Annotated in this window: 17 protein-coding genes; 4 read left to right on the top strand and 13 right to left on the bottom strand. The window is 54.2% G+C overall.

The features are described 5' to 3' along the window. Nucleotides 1-6 precede the first annotated feature (6 nt). Nucleotides 7-2883: an ATP-binding protein gene (locus tag FE848_RS06220; protein WP_200201894.1), complete on the top strand. Its 2877-nt coding sequence runs from the start codon at nucleotides 7-9 to the stop codon at nucleotides 2881-2883. A 26-nt stretch (nucleotides 2884-2909) separates the two neighbouring features. Here the strand turns inward: FE848_RS06220 and pdxJ are convergent, their stop codons facing one another. The 13 genes from pdxJ to rpoE form a co-directional block, all read right to left on the bottom strand. Then, nucleotides 2910-3653, bottom strand: coding sequence for a pyridoxine 5'-phosphate synthase (pdxJ, locus tag FE848_RS06225; RefSeq protein ID WP_200201895.1), 744 nt, complete (start codon nucleotides 3651-3653; stop codon nucleotides 2910-2912). Nucleotides 3654-3664: 11 nt separating this feature from the next. Further along, the gene (gene recO / locus FE848_RS06230) at nucleotides 3665-4390 is read right to left on the bottom strand and encodes a DNA repair protein RecO (RefSeq protein ID WP_200201896.1); all 726 of its coding nucleotides are present in this window, start codon (nucleotides 4388-4390) and stop codon (nucleotides 3665-3667) included. Nucleotides 4391-4415: 25 nt separating this feature from the next. Further along, entirely contained in the window at nucleotides 4416-5333 is a 918-nt protein-coding gene (gene era, locus FE848_RS06235; RefSeq protein ID WP_200201897.1) for a GTPase Era, read from the bottom strand. Then, nucleotides 5333-6022, bottom strand: coding sequence for a ribonuclease III (gene rnc / locus FE848_RS06240; protein WP_200201898.1), 690 nt, complete (start codon nucleotides 6020-6022; stop codon nucleotides 5333-5335). Before rnc ends, era begins: the two co-directional genes overlap by 1 nt. Then, nucleotides 6019-6408: a DUF4845 domain-containing protein gene (locus tag FE848_RS06245; RefSeq protein ID WP_200201899.1), complete on the bottom strand. Its 390-nt coding sequence runs from the start codon at nucleotides 6406-6408 to the stop codon at nucleotides 6019-6021. Before FE848_RS06245 ends, rnc begins: the two co-directional genes overlap by 4 nt. Nucleotides 6409-6435: 27 nt before the next feature. Continuing rightward, on the bottom strand, nucleotides 6436-7215 hold the full coding sequence (gene lepB, locus FE848_RS06250) for a signal peptidase I (RefSeq protein ID WP_200201900.1): 780 nt from the start codon (nucleotides 7213-7215) through the stop codon (nucleotides 6436-6438). An 11-nt stretch (nucleotides 7216-7226) separates the two neighbouring features. Further along, entirely contained in the window at nucleotides 7227-9029 is a 1803-nt protein-coding gene (lepA, locus tag FE848_RS06255; protein WP_200201901.1) for a translation elongation factor 4, read from the bottom strand. A 105-nt stretch (nucleotides 9030-9134) separates the two neighbouring features. Continuing rightward, entirely contained in the window at nucleotides 9135-11861 is a 2727-nt protein-coding gene (locus tag FE848_RS06260; protein WP_200201902.1) for an EAL domain-containing protein, read from the bottom strand. A 127-nt stretch (nucleotides 11862-11988) separates the two neighbouring features. Then, nucleotides 11989-13389 carry a DegQ family serine endoprotease gene (locus FE848_RS06265; RefSeq protein WP_265091897.1) on the bottom strand — a complete coding sequence of 467 codons (1401 nt, stop codon included), beginning with the start codon at nucleotides 13387-13389 and terminating at the stop codon, nucleotides 11989-11991. 93 nt (nucleotides 13390-13482) lie between these two features. After that, nucleotides 13483-13950 (bottom strand): SoxR reducing system RseC family protein, encoded by a 468-nt coding sequence (locus tag FE848_RS06270; RefSeq protein WP_200201904.1) that lies wholly within the window; start codon nucleotides 13948-13950, stop codon nucleotides 13483-13485. Beyond that, on the bottom strand, nucleotides 13947-14978 hold the full coding sequence (locus tag FE848_RS06275) for a MucB/RseB C-terminal domain-containing protein (protein ID WP_200201905.1): 1032 nt from the start codon (nucleotides 14976-14978) through the stop codon (nucleotides 13947-13949). The genes FE848_RS06270 and FE848_RS06275 overlap by 4 nt, the downstream gene beginning before the upstream one ends. A 21-nt stretch (nucleotides 14979-14999) precedes the next feature. Further along, nucleotides 15000-15572: a sigma-E factor negative regulatory protein gene (locus tag FE848_RS06280; RefSeq protein ID WP_200201906.1), complete on the bottom strand. Its 573-nt coding sequence runs from the start codon at nucleotides 15570-15572 to the stop codon at nucleotides 15000-15002. Nucleotides 15573-15587: 15 nt separating this feature from the next. Further along, a complete protein-coding gene (rpoE, locus tag FE848_RS06285; RefSeq protein WP_227714839.1) occupies nucleotides 15588-16202 on the bottom strand; it encodes an RNA polymerase sigma factor RpoE in 615 nt (204 codons plus the stop codon). A 203-nt stretch (nucleotides 16203-16405) separates the two neighbouring features. Between rpoE and nadB the strand changes: the two genes are divergently transcribed. From nadB to FE848_RS06300, 3 genes are read left to right on the top strand one after another with little or no spacing between them, the layout of a single operon-like run. Beyond that, nucleotides 16406-18010: an L-aspartate oxidase gene (gene nadB, locus FE848_RS06290; RefSeq protein WP_200202113.1), complete on the top strand. Its 1605-nt coding sequence runs from the start codon at nucleotides 16406-16408 to the stop codon at nucleotides 18008-18010. A 23-nt stretch (nucleotides 18011-18033) separates the two neighbouring features. After that, a complete protein-coding gene (locus tag FE848_RS06295; protein WP_200201908.1) occupies nucleotides 18034-18300 on the top strand; it encodes a succinate dehydrogenase assembly factor 2 in 267 nt (88 codons plus the stop codon). Further along, nucleotides 18266-18745, top strand: a complete 480-nt coding sequence (locus FE848_RS06300) for a hypothetical protein (RefSeq protein WP_227714808.1) — start codon at nucleotides 18266-18268, stop codon at nucleotides 18743-18745. The genes FE848_RS06295 and FE848_RS06300 overlap by 35 nt, the downstream gene beginning before the upstream one ends. Nucleotides 18746-18761 lie beyond the last annotated feature (16 nt).

Raw genomic sequence — 18761 nt, forward strand, 5'->3', positions numbered from 1 at the left:
TTTCGTATGCGACGTTGGGGCATTCGCAAAAAGGTGCTGGTGGTTACTCTGGTTCCCACCCTTATCACCACCCTTATGCTAGGGATGTTTTTTACCTATAGCTGGGTTAACAATATTGAAAGCCTTCTGAAGGATCGTGGCGAGTCACTCTCTCGCCAACTCGCGGCTGGCTCAGAATATGGCCTGTTCACGGCGAACCGCAGTCTGTTGAGCAATCTTTCCAGCGCCCTGCTGGAAGAGCAGGATGTTCGCTCAATTACCTTCTTCGACAGCAACCGCCGTCGTTTACTGCACACTGGGCCCGGCAGTTCAGACAACCTCGACAGCAAAGAGCTGATCAGCGAAGAGGCAAGCCGGATTACCCGCAAGACCAGTACACGTTTTGTGAACCCTGTTTTTCTCCAGGATCTGATCATTCAGTCCATCCACGACCAGGGCTCACAGCAGCCCTCCTCCGAGCAAAGGCAGCCGCTTGGCTGGGTGGCAGTGGAGATGTCTCATATCCGTACGGAAAAAGAGACCTACAAAGCCTTACTGATTTCCCTTCTGCTGGTTCTGGGTGGCGTTATTTTCAGTTTACTGATCGCCCTGCGCTTGAGCCGTGCCTTCACCGGGCCAGTGTTCGAGCTCAACGAAGCTGTCGCAAAGCTTAAAGAAGGCAAGCTGGACACCCGCATTCATACCAAGGCTGGCCCGGAATTCGAGCAGCTTGAATCGGGCCTTAATGCCATGGCAGAGGAGCTGAGCAAAGCCCAGGCCGAAATGCAGCAAAACATTGATCAGGCCACGGAAGACCTGCGCGAGACTCTGGAAACCATTGAAATCCAGAACATAGAGCTGGATTTCGCGCGCAAGGAAGCCCTGGAAGCCAGCCGCATAAAATCTGAATTCCTGGCAAATATGTCCCATGAGATCCGGACACCACTGAACGGGATTATCGGCTTTACCGAACTACTACTCAAAAGCCCCTTGCCGCGCCAACAAAGGGATCATTTGAGCACCATTCGCAAATCATCCGAAATTTTGCTCACCATCATTAACGACATTCTGGATTTCTCCAAGATTGAAGCCGGCAAGCTGATTCTCGACCGTGTTCCCTTCCAGCTCAGGGATATTGTGGAAGAGGTAATGGTGATGCTGGCCCCCGCTGCCCATAGCAAAAACCTCGATTTGGTACCGCTGGTCTACAACGATGTGCCCGATAACATAATGGGCGACCCTTTGCGGGTAAAACAGGTAATTACCAATCTCGTCAACAACGCCATCAAGTTTACCCAGACCGGTGAAGTCGTTCTGCGGGCGAGCCTGGAAGAGGAAGACAAAGAAGGTAACCGCGTTACCCTGCGCCTGAGCATTACCGATTCTGGCGTTGGCTTGTCACGGGCCCAGCAGCAATCGCTGTTCAACGCCTTCAGCCAGGCCGATGCATCTACCGCAAGGCAATATGGTGGCACAGGCCTTGGGCTGGCCATTTCCAAGCGCCTGGTGGAAGAAATGGGTGGCCAGATTGGCTTGCAAAGTGAACTGGGCAAAGGCTCTACCTTCTGGTTCACTCTAACTCCAGAACTGTCCTCAAGTGGCGAAGCCGTCGCCCCCCGGGACGCTTTGCGGGGCGAGCGGGCCATCTATCTGGAACACCAGAAAACCTGTGGCCTTGCCGTTGAACACCTGCTGCGGGACTGGGGAATGACGGTTGATCGCGTTACCTGCCCAAGCGCCATGCAGGAGAAGATTGAAGAGGCCCAGAAAAGCCAATCCGGGTACGCCGTCGCTATCATTGGTATTACACGGCATCTGCTCAATTCCAGCCAGTACTGCGGGCTGGTGCGAGCGGTGGAGATAGAGCGGGATTGCCGCACCCTGCTTCTTACACCGACCCTCGACGTCCATGACACCCCGCTGGCCGGGCTGGCCAGTGGCCACCTGACAAAGCCCGTTTGTCGAGATGCCTTGTACGATGAATTGCTGCTCCTGGTACACGGCATCAACACATCCGGACAAGGCATTTCACGCCAGGACTACAGCGCACGACTGCCCGCCCCGGTGAATGTGCCCCGCGTACTGGCAGTGGACGACAACGATGCCAACCTCAAGCTGGTCATGACCCTGTTGCAGGATTATCAAATAGACGCAGAAGGCGCTTCAAGCGGCTTCGAGGCCCTGAGCAAAGCCAGGCAGAAGTCCTTTGATCTGGTGTTCATGGATCTTCAGATGCCTGGCATGGACGGAGTAGAAACAACGGCCCGAATCCGTGACATGGACAACAGCAACCACAGAACAGCCATTATTGCCCTCACGGCACACGCCCTGGCGGATGAGCAGGGGCGTTTGACCCGGCAGGGTTTTGACGGCTATATGCCCAAGCCTATCAGTAGCGGGCAGCTTGCAGATACCATCTTCGAATGCACCGGATACCGTTGCCAAAGCGCCGGTGAAGCAGGCCGAATTCCTGTGCCGGAGGTGCGCGACACCAGGCGCGCCCTCAGACCTTCCACCCGGAAGATGCAGCGAGAGTGCGTAAGTGTGGATGAGGGTATTCAACTGGCGGCAGGGAAAACAGATTTGGCGGAAGAGTTGTTCAGCATGCTGCTGGAACAGTTGCCGGCAGATTTCAACAGTATTAACCAGCTCTGGAATACTGGTGATCTGGCCGGCCTGCTGGAGTGCGTGCATAAGCTGCACGGTGCCACGCGCTACTGCGGTGTTCCGGAACTGCGAACTGCCGCAAACCAGCTGGAAGCCGCCCTCAAATGCTCAGCGCCTGACATGGAACTGCAGAAAGACCAGCTAATGTCAGCTATTGAGCGTTTGCAAATCTGGAGCGAACAAACAGACTGGCAGCAAATGTTCCGGGCTCATCATCAGCGGGCCGAAACCAGCTGATGATGGATGGGTGCACCTGCAAGACCTTATCCGGCTTGCCTGCCCGCCCGATCAAGAATGGCCTTCATATCCTTAACTGCCTCTTTGAGGCCGGTGAATAAGGCTCTGGCAATAATCGCGTGGCCAATGTTCAGTTCATTGATACCGGGAATAGCGGCGATCCGCTCGGTGTTGTGATAATGCAAGCCATGCCCCGCATTCACAATTAGCCCTTTCTTGCGGGCGTAACTGACGGCGTCTGATAGCGCTTTGAACGTCGCGTCCTGGGCTTCAGCACCAACCGCCTCAGCGTACTCGCCAGTATGAAGCTCGATAACCGGAGCACCACAACGCACTGCTGCATCAATCTGTGCAGGGTCCGGATCAATAAAGAGCGAGACTTCGGCGCCAAGCTTGGCAAGGCGCTCACACGCATTTGCCACGCGCTTCTCCTGACCTACCACATCAAGACCACCCTCGGTTGTTAACTCTTCCCGCTTTTCCGGAACCAGGCACACACACTCAGGGCGGACTTTCTCGGCGAATTCCAGCATGGCATCAGTTACCGCCATCTCGAGATTCATTTTGGTTTGAAGCACTTCTTTTAGCAGCAATACATCGCGGTCCTGAATGTGACGACGATCTTCTCTGGGATGGATGGTAATACCATCGGCCCCGGCTTCTTCTGCCATCAAAGCGGCCTGGACCGGATCGGGATAACGCGTTCCCCGGGCCTCACGTAAGGTAGCAATATGATCGATATTGACACCAAGCAATACTCTAGGATTCATGTCGTTCTCCCTCATGATGAGCGAATAGAAAGATGACTAAAAAGACTGCGACTGTTCAACGGGCGCCCCTGAAGCAGATAATCTGTCAGTACGCGCATGACCCGCTTTGACACCCGTCGGCTCGCGGCAGATTCATAATCCCCACCAGCAAGTGCCAGCAGCGTCTCCCCAGGCAGATTTTGCAAACGCACACCGGCGGACGCTGCAGCAACAATACCCTGTTCCGGGTCGTAGCAATAAACCTGTGCGGCATGGACTGCCTTGCCCGTGTCCATCACCTCATCCCAGCGAAAATCGTACCCCAGGGCAGCCGCAAACGCCTGCTCAAACTTTCGCAATACCGGCTCTACATCCGACGTTTGTGCAAGCTGGCCCAGCGCTTCAATATAAGCAGCAAAGAGTGTGGGGTGAGGATCGGCCTGGGGCAATACCCGTTGTATCAACTCATTCAGATACAGACCACTATAAAGGGAAACCGTGCGGTGCAGGGCCTGGCCATCACGCACATCCACATCGGTCAGGGTTTTCAGATCGCCGCGCCCCACCCAACTCAGCATCAGTGGCTGGAAAGGCTGAAGCTGAGCTTTCAGTGGGCTTTTATTACCGCTGGCACCCCGGGCTACCACGCTAAGACGGCCGTGATTCAGAGTAAAAAGGTCAACCATGAGGCTGGTTTCCCGCCAGGGCCGCCGATGGATCACATAAGCGGGCTCCTGTTGTTGCGCGTCTCTTCTCATAGTGCCTCAGGGGGGCGTGGTAGCCTCAGAGGTCGTTCATGCCCAGGCTTTTAAGTGCACGGTCACTGTCGGCCCAACCGCGTTTTACCTTAACCCACAACTTGAGCATGACCTTACAGTCGAACATGCGTTCCATATCGGCCCGGGCCTCTTGGCCAATACTTCGCAGCCGATCGCCTTTATCACCAATCATGATTTTTTTCTGGCCTTCGCGCTCCACAAGAATCAACGCCGATATATGGAGTGTCTTGCCATCATGCTTGAACTCTTCAATTTCCACAGCAACGGAGTAAGGCAGTTCAGCGCCCAGTTGGCGGGTGATTTTCTCACGCACCATCTCCGAAGCCATAAAACGCTCGCTCCGATCGGTAATCTGATCGTCCGGATAAAAGTGGACGCTTTCTGGCAGGAAACGTGTCACCGCTTTTTCCAGAGGCTCCAGATTGGTTTCCTTTAGCGCAGACATGGGAATAATTTCCGCAAAATTGCGCTTTCTGGATAGCATATCGAGGTGCGGCAACAGACTTTCCCGCTTCTCAATCCGGTCAACTTTATTCACAGCCAGAATAACCGGGCAATCGAGCTTGCTCAGCTTTTCGAGCACCATTTCATCTGCCGTGGTCCACGCAAGTTGATCCACCACAAACACCACAACATCCACGCCAGAAAGCGCAGAAGTTGCTGCTTTGTTCATATAGCGGTTAAGAGCACGAGGCTCTTCCACATGCATCCCTGGCGTATCCACATAAATCGCCTGCACTGGCCCCTCGGTTTTAATACCCAGCACCTTGTGGCGAGTGGTTTGGGGTTTACGGGAAGTAATGCTCAGCTTCTGCCCCAGAATATGGTTTAGCAGCGTCGATTTGCCCACATTGGGACGGCCGACAATAGCGACAAAACCACAACGACTGTCGGGGTTTTCGGGACGAGTAATATCATTCATCAGGGTGTCTCCACGCCAAGTTGCTTCAGCGCGCTACGGGCCGCTTCCTGCTCCGCCACACGGCGACTGTTGCCCACTCCACTGGTTTTCCGATCCAGCGATGGCAACACACAGGACACATGAAATGTCTGTTTATGAGCTTCCCCATCTACCGAAATAACATCGTATCTGGGCAAGGGGAACTGTCGGGACTGCAAATATTCCTGCAAACGGGTTTTCGGGTCTTTCTGGGTATCCTGAAGATCCAGCTTTTGCAGACGCGCCTCAAACCAGCGCAGCACCTGCTCGCGACAGGTGTAAAAATCGCTATCGAGGTAAATGGCACCGATTACCGATTCCACTGCATCTGCAAGAATGGATTCTCGACGAAAGCCCCCGCTTTTCAGCTCACCGGAACCTAGCCGCATGTAGCTTCCAAGATCAAACTCTCGCCCAATCTCCGCCAGGGTTACGCCTTTAACCATGCGAGCCCGAAGCCGGCTCAAGTGGCCTTCCCGGGCTTTATCAAAACTCTGAAACAGGTACTCGGCAATCACCATGTTAACAATGGAGTCGCCAAGAAACTCAAGCCGTTCATTGTTCTGATTTCCGTAACTCCGGTGTGTAAGCGCCAGCATAAGACGCTCTGGCGACTTGAATTGATAACCAATCCGTCGCTGTAGTTGATCGAGGTCTGGTTGCGAACTCACTTACCCCTCATCTCGTAACTGTGCTGAAAGTGAACAACCGTATCAATGTTGCGGAAGATGTTATTGCGGACTTCGTAGTCCACAGCAATCACAACAATCTCACCGTCCTTCTCAACAGAAATGTTTTTGGTATCAAAACCCCGGATGCTGTTCACGCTCAGTCGCTTGTTGATCAGGGTAAGAATTTGAGCCGGCCCCATCTGCGACAGACCTTCCGTGCCATCCAGACTTTGAAGCGCTTCCTGAATGGTGTAGTCATCCATATACGCTGGCCCAACCTTGATCAGCAAGGTAAGCAAACTGCCAAAAAACAGGACCATAATGAGAATGACAAGCGCTGAGGCGCCGCCTTGGCGGCCCATGGCGGACAGATTAATGTGTTTCATTACAACTGGACTCCAGAATAGTCAAAATTACTCAATTCCACCCACACGCTTGAAGGATGGCAGACTGGTGAGGGATTTCCAGTGCATCCAGATCGCGAAAGCTTTGCCCACAATCAACTCGTCGGGAACCGTGCCCCAATAACGGCTATCGTTACTGTTATCGCGATTGTCACCCATCATGAAGTACTCACCTTCGGGGATTTGCCATTCTCCCTCTCCGGCTGTACCCGGGCGCCCCATGGTCAGGAAAATATCATGCTCTACCTTGCCCAGATCTTCGCGGCGCACTTCCACCGGCGGCAAGCGCACAACAAACTCGCTTTCCACCTTTTGGTCGTTGATAAACAACTGCTTGTCGCGATAGCGCACCGTATCCCCGGGCAGGCCAATCACCCGCTTGATGTAGTTGGTTTTGCCGTCTTCGGGATAGCGGAATACCATCACGTCACCCCTTTCTGGCTCCCCTATACTCAATATTTTGGTTCCCGCAACAGGCAAGCGCAGGCCATAGGCGTACTTGTTAACCAGAATAAAATCGCCAACCTCCAGGGTTGGCAACATGGAACCCGAAGGAATCTGAAAGGGCTCCACCAAAAACGACCTGAGGATAAGCACAACCGCCAGTACCGGGAAAAACGAGCGGCTGAGGTCTACCAGGTACGGTTCTTTAGGTAGTTCCTCGCCATCCACGGAGGCAGCCGGGGACGCTGCAAGGCGACGCTTACGCAAAAACAGAATGTCTGCCAGCCAGATCAACCCTGACACCAGAGTCAGAACAACCAGAACCAGAGGAAAATCAATATCCATCAAGATGCCTTCTAATTATCGACTTTCAATACGGCAAGGAACGCTTCCTGAGGTACTTCAACATTACCTACCTGCTTCATGCGTTTTTTACCTTCCTTCTGCTTCTGGAGCAGCTTTTTCTTTCGGCTGACATCGCCGCCGTAACATTTTGCAGTTACGTTTTTCCGTAGCGCCTTAACGCTGACTCTGGATACCACCTGATTACCGATAGCTGCCTGAATGGCTATATCGAACATCTGACGGGGAATCAGTTCTTTCATCTTCTCAATGAGCTGGCGCCCCTTATAGTGGGACTGATCTTTGTGAACAATCAGCGCCAGAGCATCTACCCGATCACCATTTATGAGAACATCCAGACGCACCAGATTCGCCGGCTGAAAGCGCACAAAGTGGTAGTCCAGAGAAGCAAAACCACGGCTGGCAGATTTGATGCGATCAAAGAAATCGAGCACTACTTCAGCCATGGGCAGCTCGTATGTCAGCTGCACCTGATTGGTCGTAAAGTGCATGTTTTTCTGAACACCACGCTTCTCTTCACAGAGCGCTATAACGTTGCCCAGATGCTCTTGGGGCACCAGAATATTCGCTTCGACGATAGGCTCGCGCATTTCCTCAATCGAGCCGGTATCCGGCAACTTTGAGGGGCTATCCACGGTCAGGGTCTCGCCCTGCTTGGTCAGCACTTCGTATATAACCGTAGGCGCGGTTGTGATCAGGTTAATATCGTATTCACGTTCTAGCCGTTCCTGAATGATCTCCATGTGCAGCATGCCAAGGAAACCACAGCGGAAGCCAAAGCCGAGAGCGTCAGAGCTTTCTGGCTCGTAAAATAGTGAAGCGTCATTCAGGGTGAGCTTCTCCAGTGCATCACGGAAGTCGTTGTAATCATCCGCACTCACCGGGAACAGGCCAGCGTATACTTGAGGCTGAACCTTCTTGAACCCCGGCAGCATTGGAGTTTCTTCAGCAAATTTGTGGTGCACGATGGTGTCGCCAACCGGCGCCCCGTGAATATCCTTGATACCGGCAACCACAAAGCCAACTTCGCCAGCTTCCAGTATGTTGGTGTCGTGGGGTTTGGGTTTGAAAATCCCTACCTTATCGGCATTCCAGGCTTTGCCCGTCGACTTGAGGACAATCTTGTCACCTTTTCTCAAAACGCCCTGAGTTACCCGGACAAGAGAAACAACACCCAGATAGTTGTCGAACCAGGAATCGATAATCAGCGCTTGCAGGGGCGCGGAACGGTCACCCTGCGGTGGCGGAATTTTCTTGATCAGGTCTTCAAGAACATCTTCAACGCCCATCCCACTCTTGGCAGAGCAGCGCACCGCGTCGGTTGCATCGATACCGATAATGTCTTCTATTTCTGCCGCAACCCGCTCCGGCTCCGCCTGAGGCAGGTCCATCTTGTTCAGAACCGGAACGACTTCCAGGCCCTGCTCAATGGCTGTATAGCAGTTAGCGACCGACTGGGCTTCAACGCCCTGCCCCGCATCCACAACCAGCAACGCGCCTTCACAGGCATACAGTGAGCGCGACACTTCGTAGGAAAAATCCACGTGCCCCGGTGTGTCGATAAGGTTCAGTTTATAAATTTCGCCATCCCGGGCCGTATAGTGCAGCGTAACGCTCTGGGCCTTGATAGTGATGCCCCGCTCCCGCTCCAGATCCATGGAGTCCAATACTTGTTCGGCCATTTCCCTTTGGGTCAAACCACCGCATATCTGGATAAAACGGTCAGCAAGGGTAGATTTGCCATGGTCAATGTGGGCAATAATGGAGAAGTTACGGATTCGGCTCAGTTCAGTCACAGACAATGAATACTCATAAAAAGACGAAGGATTGAGCCCGGAGAGGCCATTATCAGGATCCGGGACCGGCGTGATTTTACCGGTAACCGGCCGCTATTGCCATGATCAGGAAATAACCGGCCGTTCATACTGCCGCACAAGGAAACCAATCAAAGCATCCTCATCCAGCGGGTAACTGAACAGATTGCCCTGGCACTGGGTACACCCGGCAGATTTCAGGAAACTCAGCTGCTGCGGTGTTTCCACACCTTCAGCAACCACAGTAAGATGAAGCTTGTGTGCAAGCGCAATAACCGCAGAGGCCACGTCGGTTGCGCTTACATTGTACGGAATATCGCGAATAAAGCGGTGATCAATTTTGATAACATCAAGGGGTAACTGCTGCAAGGCAACCAGGGAGCAGGAACCTGCCCCAAAATCATCCAGAATCAGGCACACACCAAGATCATTGAGTGACACCAGCAGCTCACGCACCGCCCGCGAGTCCTCATTCAACAGTTCAACAGGCATTTCGAGCTCAAGCTTCTCAGGGGATACGCCCGTCTCTGTAATCACCTGCCGAACCATATCAAGGAAGCGCGAATCCGTTACCTGCCTCACGGAAAGATTAACCGCCATTTTCAGGTCCTCAAAACCCGCACGTTCCAACGCTTGAACCTGAATACAGGCCTGACGCAGGGCCATCTCACCCAACCTCACAATCAGGCCGGTTTCCTCTGCCAGCCCGATAAACTGCTGCGCAGATACCAAGCCTTTTTCCGGATGATGCCAGCGCAGGAAGGCCTCAACACCAATTACCCGCTCCGTGGACAGGTCTATCTTCGGTTGGTAGTGCAGAACAAATCTTTCTTCTTCAAGTGCACTGGCCAACTCTTCCTGCTGCAACAAGCGGCGGGCGGCCTTTATATTCATAGCGGGGGTGAAGAACTGGTAGGTGTTACGGCCCATTTCTTTAGCGCGGTACATGGCCAAATCCGCAAACTTCATCAGGGTTCCCGGGTCTTCACTGTCATGGGGGATCATAGTCACGCCAATACTGACAGTAATTCCCACCTCATGGTCGTTCAGGCGAATCCGTTGGCACAGCCTGCGCAGAATGGTTTCAGCAACCTTGCCGGCCGCCTCGGCGCCACTGATCTGCGACAACAACACCACAAATTCATCACCACCAAGCCTTGCAACAGAATCCTCTTCTCGCACACAGCCCTCAAGCCAGGTTGCCACCTGACTCAAGAGTTCGTCACCCGCATCATGGCCGAGCGTATCATTGATGCGTTTGAAGCCATCAAGGTCCAGGAACATAAGGGCGGCGGGCTCGCCACTGCGACGGCTTCGTTGCACTACACTATTCAAACGGTCACGAAATAACTGTCGGTTGGCCAGCCCGGTGAGCGGGTCGTAAAATGCCAACCGGTGCAGCTCAGTCTGTGCAGCTTTCAGCTGGGTAAGATCACGCAAGCTAAGAACCACACCATCCACGCCCGGCACCGTCAACATTGCAGTGTAAGTGCCTTCCATGTCGCGCCAGTTGTGTTCTGCATCGTAGATACGCGCACGGATAACCGGCATCTGCTTGCCCGGGGCCTTAACTGCGTCTTCAAACCCCTGTTTCAGTTGAGCCCAGTCGTCTTCATGAACAAGGTTTTCCAGTGCAAGCACCTGTATTTCGCCGGGATTAAACCCGAGAATATCAAAGCTGGAGGGGCTGGCATAAAGGGGCTTGCCTGCTTCGTCCATAACCAGAGTTACGTTGGCGGCGCCCTCTGTAATTGCCCGGTAACGCCCTTCACTGATCTGCGCCATAAGACGGGAACGGATCAACACCAAAGCGACGATGAACAGCAGCAGGCTTATTGCAATGCCGCTGCCCAGCACTATGGACGGGCGCGGATCAGAGGCCAGATAATCGAATGCAGGAGTAGACCGGGTTTGCAGCAGCCACTCGCGCCCACCGTGGCTTACGGTCTGGCTCATGTCGAAACTGAACTGGTCGTCCAGAGAGCCAAGGTTTGAGCCGTACATGAGGTTTTCACGGGCAGCGATGGCATTGTCGTAGATACGAACATCAAGAAACGGCGAGATAAGGCCAACGATGCCATCAAGAAGGTTATTCATACGGAAGGCACTGAACACAAAGCCCGCCAGCATCATACGTCGCTCAGCGCGTATTTCAGGCACCTCCCCGCCTTGATAAACCGGGTAATACATGAGGAAACTGGCCTGCCCTTCTTCCATTTCCTCCTGAATCAGAACCACCTTGCCCGTTACCGTTGGAATGGCATTGTCGCGGGACTGCTCCATGGCTTTGCGGTGAACCGGGTCACTGAAGGCGTCGTAGCCTAGCGCCCTGCGATTACTGACGGTTCCCGGCTCGAGGTACACCATAGGGTAGTAAAAAGGCCCGACCCCCAAAGGCTTCACCAAATAATTATGAACACCCTCTGCGCGCACCGAAGCAATGTGATCAGCCATATCCCGCACTTCAATACGTTCAACAAACCCTATGCCCTGAATACCCGGGTAGTAGCGATTTATATCGACATTGTGAACATATTCCTGCCACTGATCACGGGAGACATTGCCTGCAACAGCAAAGAGGCCTGCACTACCGGCCAGAACCTGCTCGTAGTTGATCAGGCGCTCTTCAATTGCAGTTTTCAATTGCAGTGACTGGGTTCGGAATCTGGCTTCTGTACGATCTTCAACCAAGCGGATCGAAAACTGCCAGGACGCAATAGTGACAGCGATCGCCACAAGCAGAAGCAACCAGGCAAGCCAGGCGTTACGGAGTTTCAGAAGTTGCAGGAGGGGGAGATCCTTTCTGTTCATCATAATCTGACCTGGTCCATTCCGTGGCCGTTCTTATTATTACCGCGAAGCAGTATAACAAAAGCCTCCTGACCTGTCGTTTATAACATCAGGCCAGGAGGCTTAACGCCATTATATGCGACCAGTCAGATCAGGGCTTCATTACCAGATAGATTGCTCGCCCCTGACGCACCACTCGAACTGAGACCGCCCGCCCTTCCGGCAAGGTTCTGACAACCTTACGGAAGTCATCAACCGATGACACAGCTTTTCTGTTGATTTCGGTAATCACATCCCGGGCGCGAATACCTGCATTGTAAGCCGGACCTCTGCCAACGCCTGTTACAATAACGCCGCCCGACACACCTATAGAGTCCGCCAGCTCTGATGGTAATGGTTCAACGGTGAGCCCCAGTGGCGCCGCAGATGAATTACTGCCCGAGGGGCTCGCTTGCTGAGCGCCACGCTCGTCCGGTAACTGGCCGATCTCCACATTCAGGGTGATTTCTTTCCCACCGCGAAGAACGGTCAGCCGCGCTGATTCTCCTACCGGGGTGCGCCCCACCCTTGGTGGCAGATCAGACGACAAATGAATATCTTCACCATCGTACTCAAGAACAATATCACCGGACTGCAAACCACCAGCTTCGGCCGGTGAACCTGACATCACCTCTGCAATCAAGGCACCCCTTGGGCGCTTGAGGCCAAACGACTCAGCCAGGTCGCGATTAACTTCCTGAATCAACACGCCGAGCCAGCCACGGGATACCACACCGCTATCACGTATCTGACGAAATACACTCATGGCATCATCAATGGGGATGGCAAATGAAACCCCCATAAAGCCGCCCGAACGCGTGTAAATTTGTGAATTGATACCAATAACCTCACCATCCATATTGAACAGCGGGCCGCCAGAGTTGCCTGGATTAATAGCAACATCTGTTTGAATAAAAGGCACATAGTTCTCTGACGGCAGTGAGCGCCCGAGCGCACTGACAATGCCAGCCGTGACCGTGTAGTCAAAGCCAAACGGTGAGCCTATTGCAAACACCCACTCCCCCACTCTGAGATCCTTGGACCGCCCTGTTTTTACAACGGGCAAGTCATCCCCATTCTCGATCTTTAAAACTGCCATATCCGAGCGGGGATCTGTGCCAACCAGTGTTGCTGGCAACTCACGACGGTCGTTGAGCCGGACGATAATCTCATCAGCCCCTTCAACCACGTGATTATTGGTCAGCACGTACCCGTCAGCAGATACAATGAACCCGGACCCCATAGAGCGGCTTGGCTGTGAACCACCCGGCGCACCACCAAACGGCGATTGCGGGCCACGGAAGAACTCCTGAAAAAACTCGGGCAACTGATCGAACTGACGCTCATCAAAAGGCAACCCGTGAAAGCGTGTGCCGCCTGCTGCAGGAGTACTGGTGGTGCTTATATTGACGACTGCGTCTGCATTTTCTTCAACAAGCTCGGTAAAGTCTGGCAAGCTCCGCGCTGCACCTGACTGACTCCAGACCACCAGCACAAAGGCCAGCAACATCATCAGCACAGAAGCCGGCACCCTCTGAGTGAGTGATGCCGGGGAAAGCCAGGTAACTGCTGGTGTAGTTCTCAGCATATCAGGGTCCCCTGTAAGTCATGTTAGCGAGTCTGTATGTGAAACCGCTCCGGCCGGGATACGGTTAACCCGAAGCAGCCTGGGTTCATAACCACCGGATTTCCGGTGTTGTAATTTCCGGCTTATAAAAAAGCCTGATGCAAGGCCAGCGGCCGCGCCGACCATAGAAACAAAATCATTGCCTCCGGACACCTGATGCCCAACCACACTGGCAACCACCATAAGCAGTAACGGTAGCGCATACACCAGCATCGATGCTCCCAGGAGTGCACTTTCCTCAATACCGAGCGTAACGTCCTGGCCAACACAGGCATTCACAGAATTAACAACCCGAACCTGATTGGCACGCCCGCCTGTCGCTGAAGCCAGTAACTTCTGCCCACACCCGTTGCGTGCCGAACAGCTTTGGCAGGCACTGATGCGAATGGTCTGAACCCAGGCGTGTTCACCTGAAACAGCAACCACTTTGCCAGTCTCGGTAATCACGGCTTTGCTACACCCAGCACAAACGTCTCATCAATCCGCACTGACTCAGCAACCTGACGCGCAGAGGCGGGAGGCAACTCACCTACCACAGTCACTAAAAACATTTTGTTACCGCTTTCCAACTGACGCATATAAACGGTTGTTGCTCCGATACGCGAGGCCCCTGTAGGCATACTGATCCTGCCGGCAGGTTCAACAAAGACCGAGAATGCTGCCAACCCATCCGAAAATGCAACTGCCTGACCTTTGCCGGACCCTGGCGCAGCAGCCGGTTCAAACCCTTCTGGCCGCCAACCCAGGTGCCACCCATGCATACGCGGCACTTTAGAAACCTCTCCCTCCGAGCCTGAACCACTGAGGGTGCGGGAGATCTCTCGCCCTTTGGAGCGGATCTCAAATTCGCTGTCAGAAATATCCTCGGTGATCTCCAGGCTGGTGAACTGGAAGTGTTCCAGCACTTCACCTTTTGCGGTGCGTACGTGGCTTTTTACCAGAAGTCCTGTCGATTTTTCCAGCCAAAGGCTGTGACTGTATCTGTGTTTATCGTTAGCCGTTAACGCCACAGTTACCACCTCATAACCGGCAACTCGATCCTCACCTTTCAGCTCGGCAGTGTACCACCGGTTTACGGGAATCAGCTGGTTTGTAAAGGCCTCAGCAAAAGGGCCGGAAGGTATGATCTGATCCAGTTGCACCTTACCCTGTTCCGGGAGCACACAGACGACTTTCATATCCCGGCGCACGATTTCACCAGTGCCTCCATCCTGCAAAACCAGCCGTTCCTCCACAATGCCATTGTGATAACGGTGGGCAATCTGCATGGAATGGACGTTGGCACCCCGGGCATACACAAACACACCGCGGTAAGAAGTCATATTGAGGGCGGGCCCCAACTGTTCAAGCCAGTCAGCCGCCGTTTTATCCCCGGCAAATGAGTACGCCGGCATCATCACTGCCAAGACAAGGGCGAGGAGGCTCTGCGCTGTCAGATCAGTTAAACTCAGGCCAAAATAACGGGCTTTGCTCATGGACACCTTCATCACTTGCTATCAATAGCCGCCACTTGCGCTGACAAGGCGGGCATAGCCCACTGAGCCCTGCCCTGCACCTACACTATTGTGCTGGGCGTGCTCCAACAGATAGCGGCTCATGTGCTCCCACTGTTTTTCATCAAGCCCCTGCAAGGCAACCTCCTGAACTGGCCCGGCATTGGCGGGCGATTCATTTGCAGATGCTTCCGTGGCAGGAGCAGATGCCAGCGTACCGGAAGAAACCGCATCGGAGTCCCAGCCTGTGCCCGCACCAAAACCAACCAGCAAAGCAGCGGCAACCATGGCCGCGGCTGCTGGCCACTGCCAGAATCGCTGCGGCTCTCGGTGCCGCGCTGCGGCAGGATTTTGCGGCCTGGCACGCCCATCGAGCGCTTCACGCACTGCAGCACTGACATCAACGCCCTCAGCCGGGGAGCGCCCCCGGTGCATCAGATCATGCACACCCTGCCACCGCTGCCACTGGGCGCGAACATCGGCCTGATTTTCATGGGACAACAGACGCCGAACCGACAGTTCATCGGCTTCATCGTCCATCATGGCCGACAGCGTTTCTCTGAGACGATCATCCATAGGATGCACCTTCAATTACGTCACCGAATGATTGAGCATAGGCCCCAAATGCTTGTCAACAGCATCCCTGGCCCGAAAAATACGCGAGCGCACAGTCCCGATAGGGCACTCCAGAATCCCCGCGATGTCTTCATAACTGAGACCGTCATACTCCCGCAACAGGAACGCTGATCGCAGCTCCTCTGGCAGATTGGCTATGGCGTTACTCAGCTCTTTCTGCAACTGCTCTCGCTGAAGCAAGCGCTCGGGCGAAGCGATGTCACGCAACCGCCGTCCATCATCAAAGTTCTCGGCTTCCGCTGAGTCAGCGCTGCCCTGAGGCCTTCGATTACGAGATTCAAGATGGTTTTTCGCGGTGTTCACTGCAATACGATACAGCCAGGTATAAAAAGCACTGTCGCCACGGAAACGGTCAATGGCACGGTAGGCCTTGATGAACGCCTCTTGGGTAAGGTCCATGACCTCTTGGCTGTCGTATACATAACGGCTGATGATAGAAGCCACCCTTGACTGGTATTTAACTACCAACAAGTCAAAGGCTGCACGATCCCCACCCCGAACTTTGCGAACAAGTTGCAAATCGGTCTGGCGATCTGACGGCTCAGCCTGTTTTTGATCATTTTGGGCCATGGTCGATGTGCCGGTACGCTCCGGTTTCATGGCCAGTATTTCGGCCGATACGAGTTTCTGGTGATTCATACGCTCTATCCGGCGCCCGTTTCAAGAAAAGGACAACCCTGCCTGCTAAGCCTGTTATCCGTTAGGCCAAATAGACAGCAAGCGTAAAGTTTAGTTCAATACACGTCTACATTATGGCCCGCGACAACGACCCGATGCCACAGTCCCACGAATACGATGTTCTTATTATTGGCAGCGGCGCTGCCGGCCTGACCGTTGCCTTAAATCTGCCGGAACACCTGAAGGTGTGTGTTGTGAGCAAGGCAGACATCAGCAGCGGCGCCACCCTCTGGGCCCAGGGCGGCATTGCCGCCGTTCTGGACGACCAGGACTGTACCGAAAACCATGTGCAGGACACACTCGTGGCCGGCGGAGGTCTTTGTAACGAAGATGCCGTGCGCTTTACGGTTGATAACAGCAAAGAAAGCATAGATTGGCTTATTGGCACCGGGGTTGATTTCACACGGGATACAGACGCCCAACTCCACCTCACCCGGGAAGGCGGGCATAGCCACAGGCGCATAATCCATGCTGCCGATGCCACTGGGTACGCGGTATCGACAACTTTGACCTCCCAGGCACAGGCCCGATCCAACATTGAGCTGAAGTCCGGACGTGTTGCGGTAGATCTGATTACCAATCGCAAGCTGGCCCTACCCGGCAACCGCTGTGTTGGCGCCTACATACTGAACCTTGAAGACAACCACGTGGAACTGTTCCGGGCGCGCTTCACGGTGATCGCAACCGGCGGCGCATCCAAGGCGTACCGATACACCACCAACCCTGACGGCGCCTCCGGGGATGGCATTGCCATGGCCTGGCGTGCAGGCTGTCGTGTCGCGAACATGGAGTTTAACCAGTTCCACCCGACCTGCCTGTACCATCCTCACGCCAAGTCATTCCTGATTACCGAAGCCGTGAGAGGCGAAGGTGGATTACTGAAACTGCCTGACGGCTCCCGCTTTATGGATCGCTTCGACAAGCGTGGAGAGCTGGCGCCCCGAGACATAGTGGCCCGCGCCATTGACCATGAAATGAAGCGACTGGGTGCCGACCACCTGTATCTCGACATAAGCCACAAGCCTGACGACTTCATCCGGCATCACTTCCCGACTATCTACGAGAAGTGCCTTGAATTTGGTATCGACATTACACGCGATCCAATCCCAGTGGTGCCAGCAGCACATTACACCTGTGGCGGTATTGTCAGTGATGTGCGGGCAAGAACCGATATCAACCAGCTTTATGTGGTGGGTGAAGCCGGGTTTACCGGACTTCATGGCGCCAACCGTATGGCCAGTAACTCGTTGCTGGAATGTCTGGTCTATGGGCGAGCTGCCGCAGCCGATATTGCGCGCAGGGAGGCAGACATTCCGCCCCCACCGGACGCCCCGGCATGGGACGAAAGCCAGGTACGCGATTCCGACGAAGACGTTGTTATCTCCCACAACTGGGACGAACTGCGGCACTTCATGTGGGACTACGTTGGCATTGTGCGCACCAGCAAACGCCTGCAGCGGGCAAAACACCGGGTTGATCTTCTTTCTGCAGAAATCAGCGAGTTCTACAGCAACTACCGGGTAACCAACGACCTTCTGGAATTGAGGAACCTGGTAACCGTGTCCGATCTGATTATCTGCTCAGCGTTGCAACGCAAAGAGAGCCGAGGCCTGCACTACACGCTGGATTACCCGGGACTACTACACGAAGCCCGTGATACCGTACTCGTACCAACCACTTACAGAACCCCTTCGCCGTAAGGGCAGCGACCAAGAGAGCAATTATGCAAGACACCCAAGCAGAAAACCCGGATTTCAAACGTCTCTGGTGGCATAGCCGCCGTGGCATGCTGGAACTGGATGTCCTGCTTATCCCGTTCCTGGAAGAAGCCTACCTTGGCCTGGACGCGGAAGACCAGGAGCGCTACAAAAAGCTCCTGAGCTGCGAAGACGCGGACATGTTTGAATGGTTTATGCAACGCAGCCGCCCAGATGACGCAGATCTGCAGCGTATCGTTGACATCATTCTCGCCCGTGTCCAGCCGGATTGACCTGACGCTGTCACCCAGTGTGGCGGTTGGTTGCCTGGCCGCCACGCCATGGCTAACAGCCAGCGCTTTCGTACTCATTGCCGCTGCTGCCGGTAAAAGCTGGCTGTACGCGCTAGCGCCACTTACCCTTGCGGGTGCCCTCTTCCAATACCGACTCAACGGGCTGCTTATTGGTCCTTCTGCAGTTCTCGGGTTGTACCTGGAAAAAAACACGCTCTACGCACGACTCGGCAACGGGCAAACCGCAGCTGTTAGCGCCTGCCGTTCTAGCCGCCTGAACTCCCGGATGGCGCTCTTGAAACTGCACGCTGTCGCCTCCAGATCTACTTCATATCCGGTTGTGATACTCTCGGGCCAACGGGTTTCCGGTAATCTGCCCGAAGAACAATTTCGTCGCCTGAGACTGTGGCTCAGACTGGGCCGCACTCAACAATCCTTTGATTAGCATTCTGCCCGGAGTT

The organism is Marinobacter sp. 1-3A, assembly GCF_016597775.1.
GTDB lineage: Bacteria > Pseudomonadota > Gammaproteobacteria > Pseudomonadales > Oleiphilaceae > Marinobacter > Marinobacter xiaoshiensis.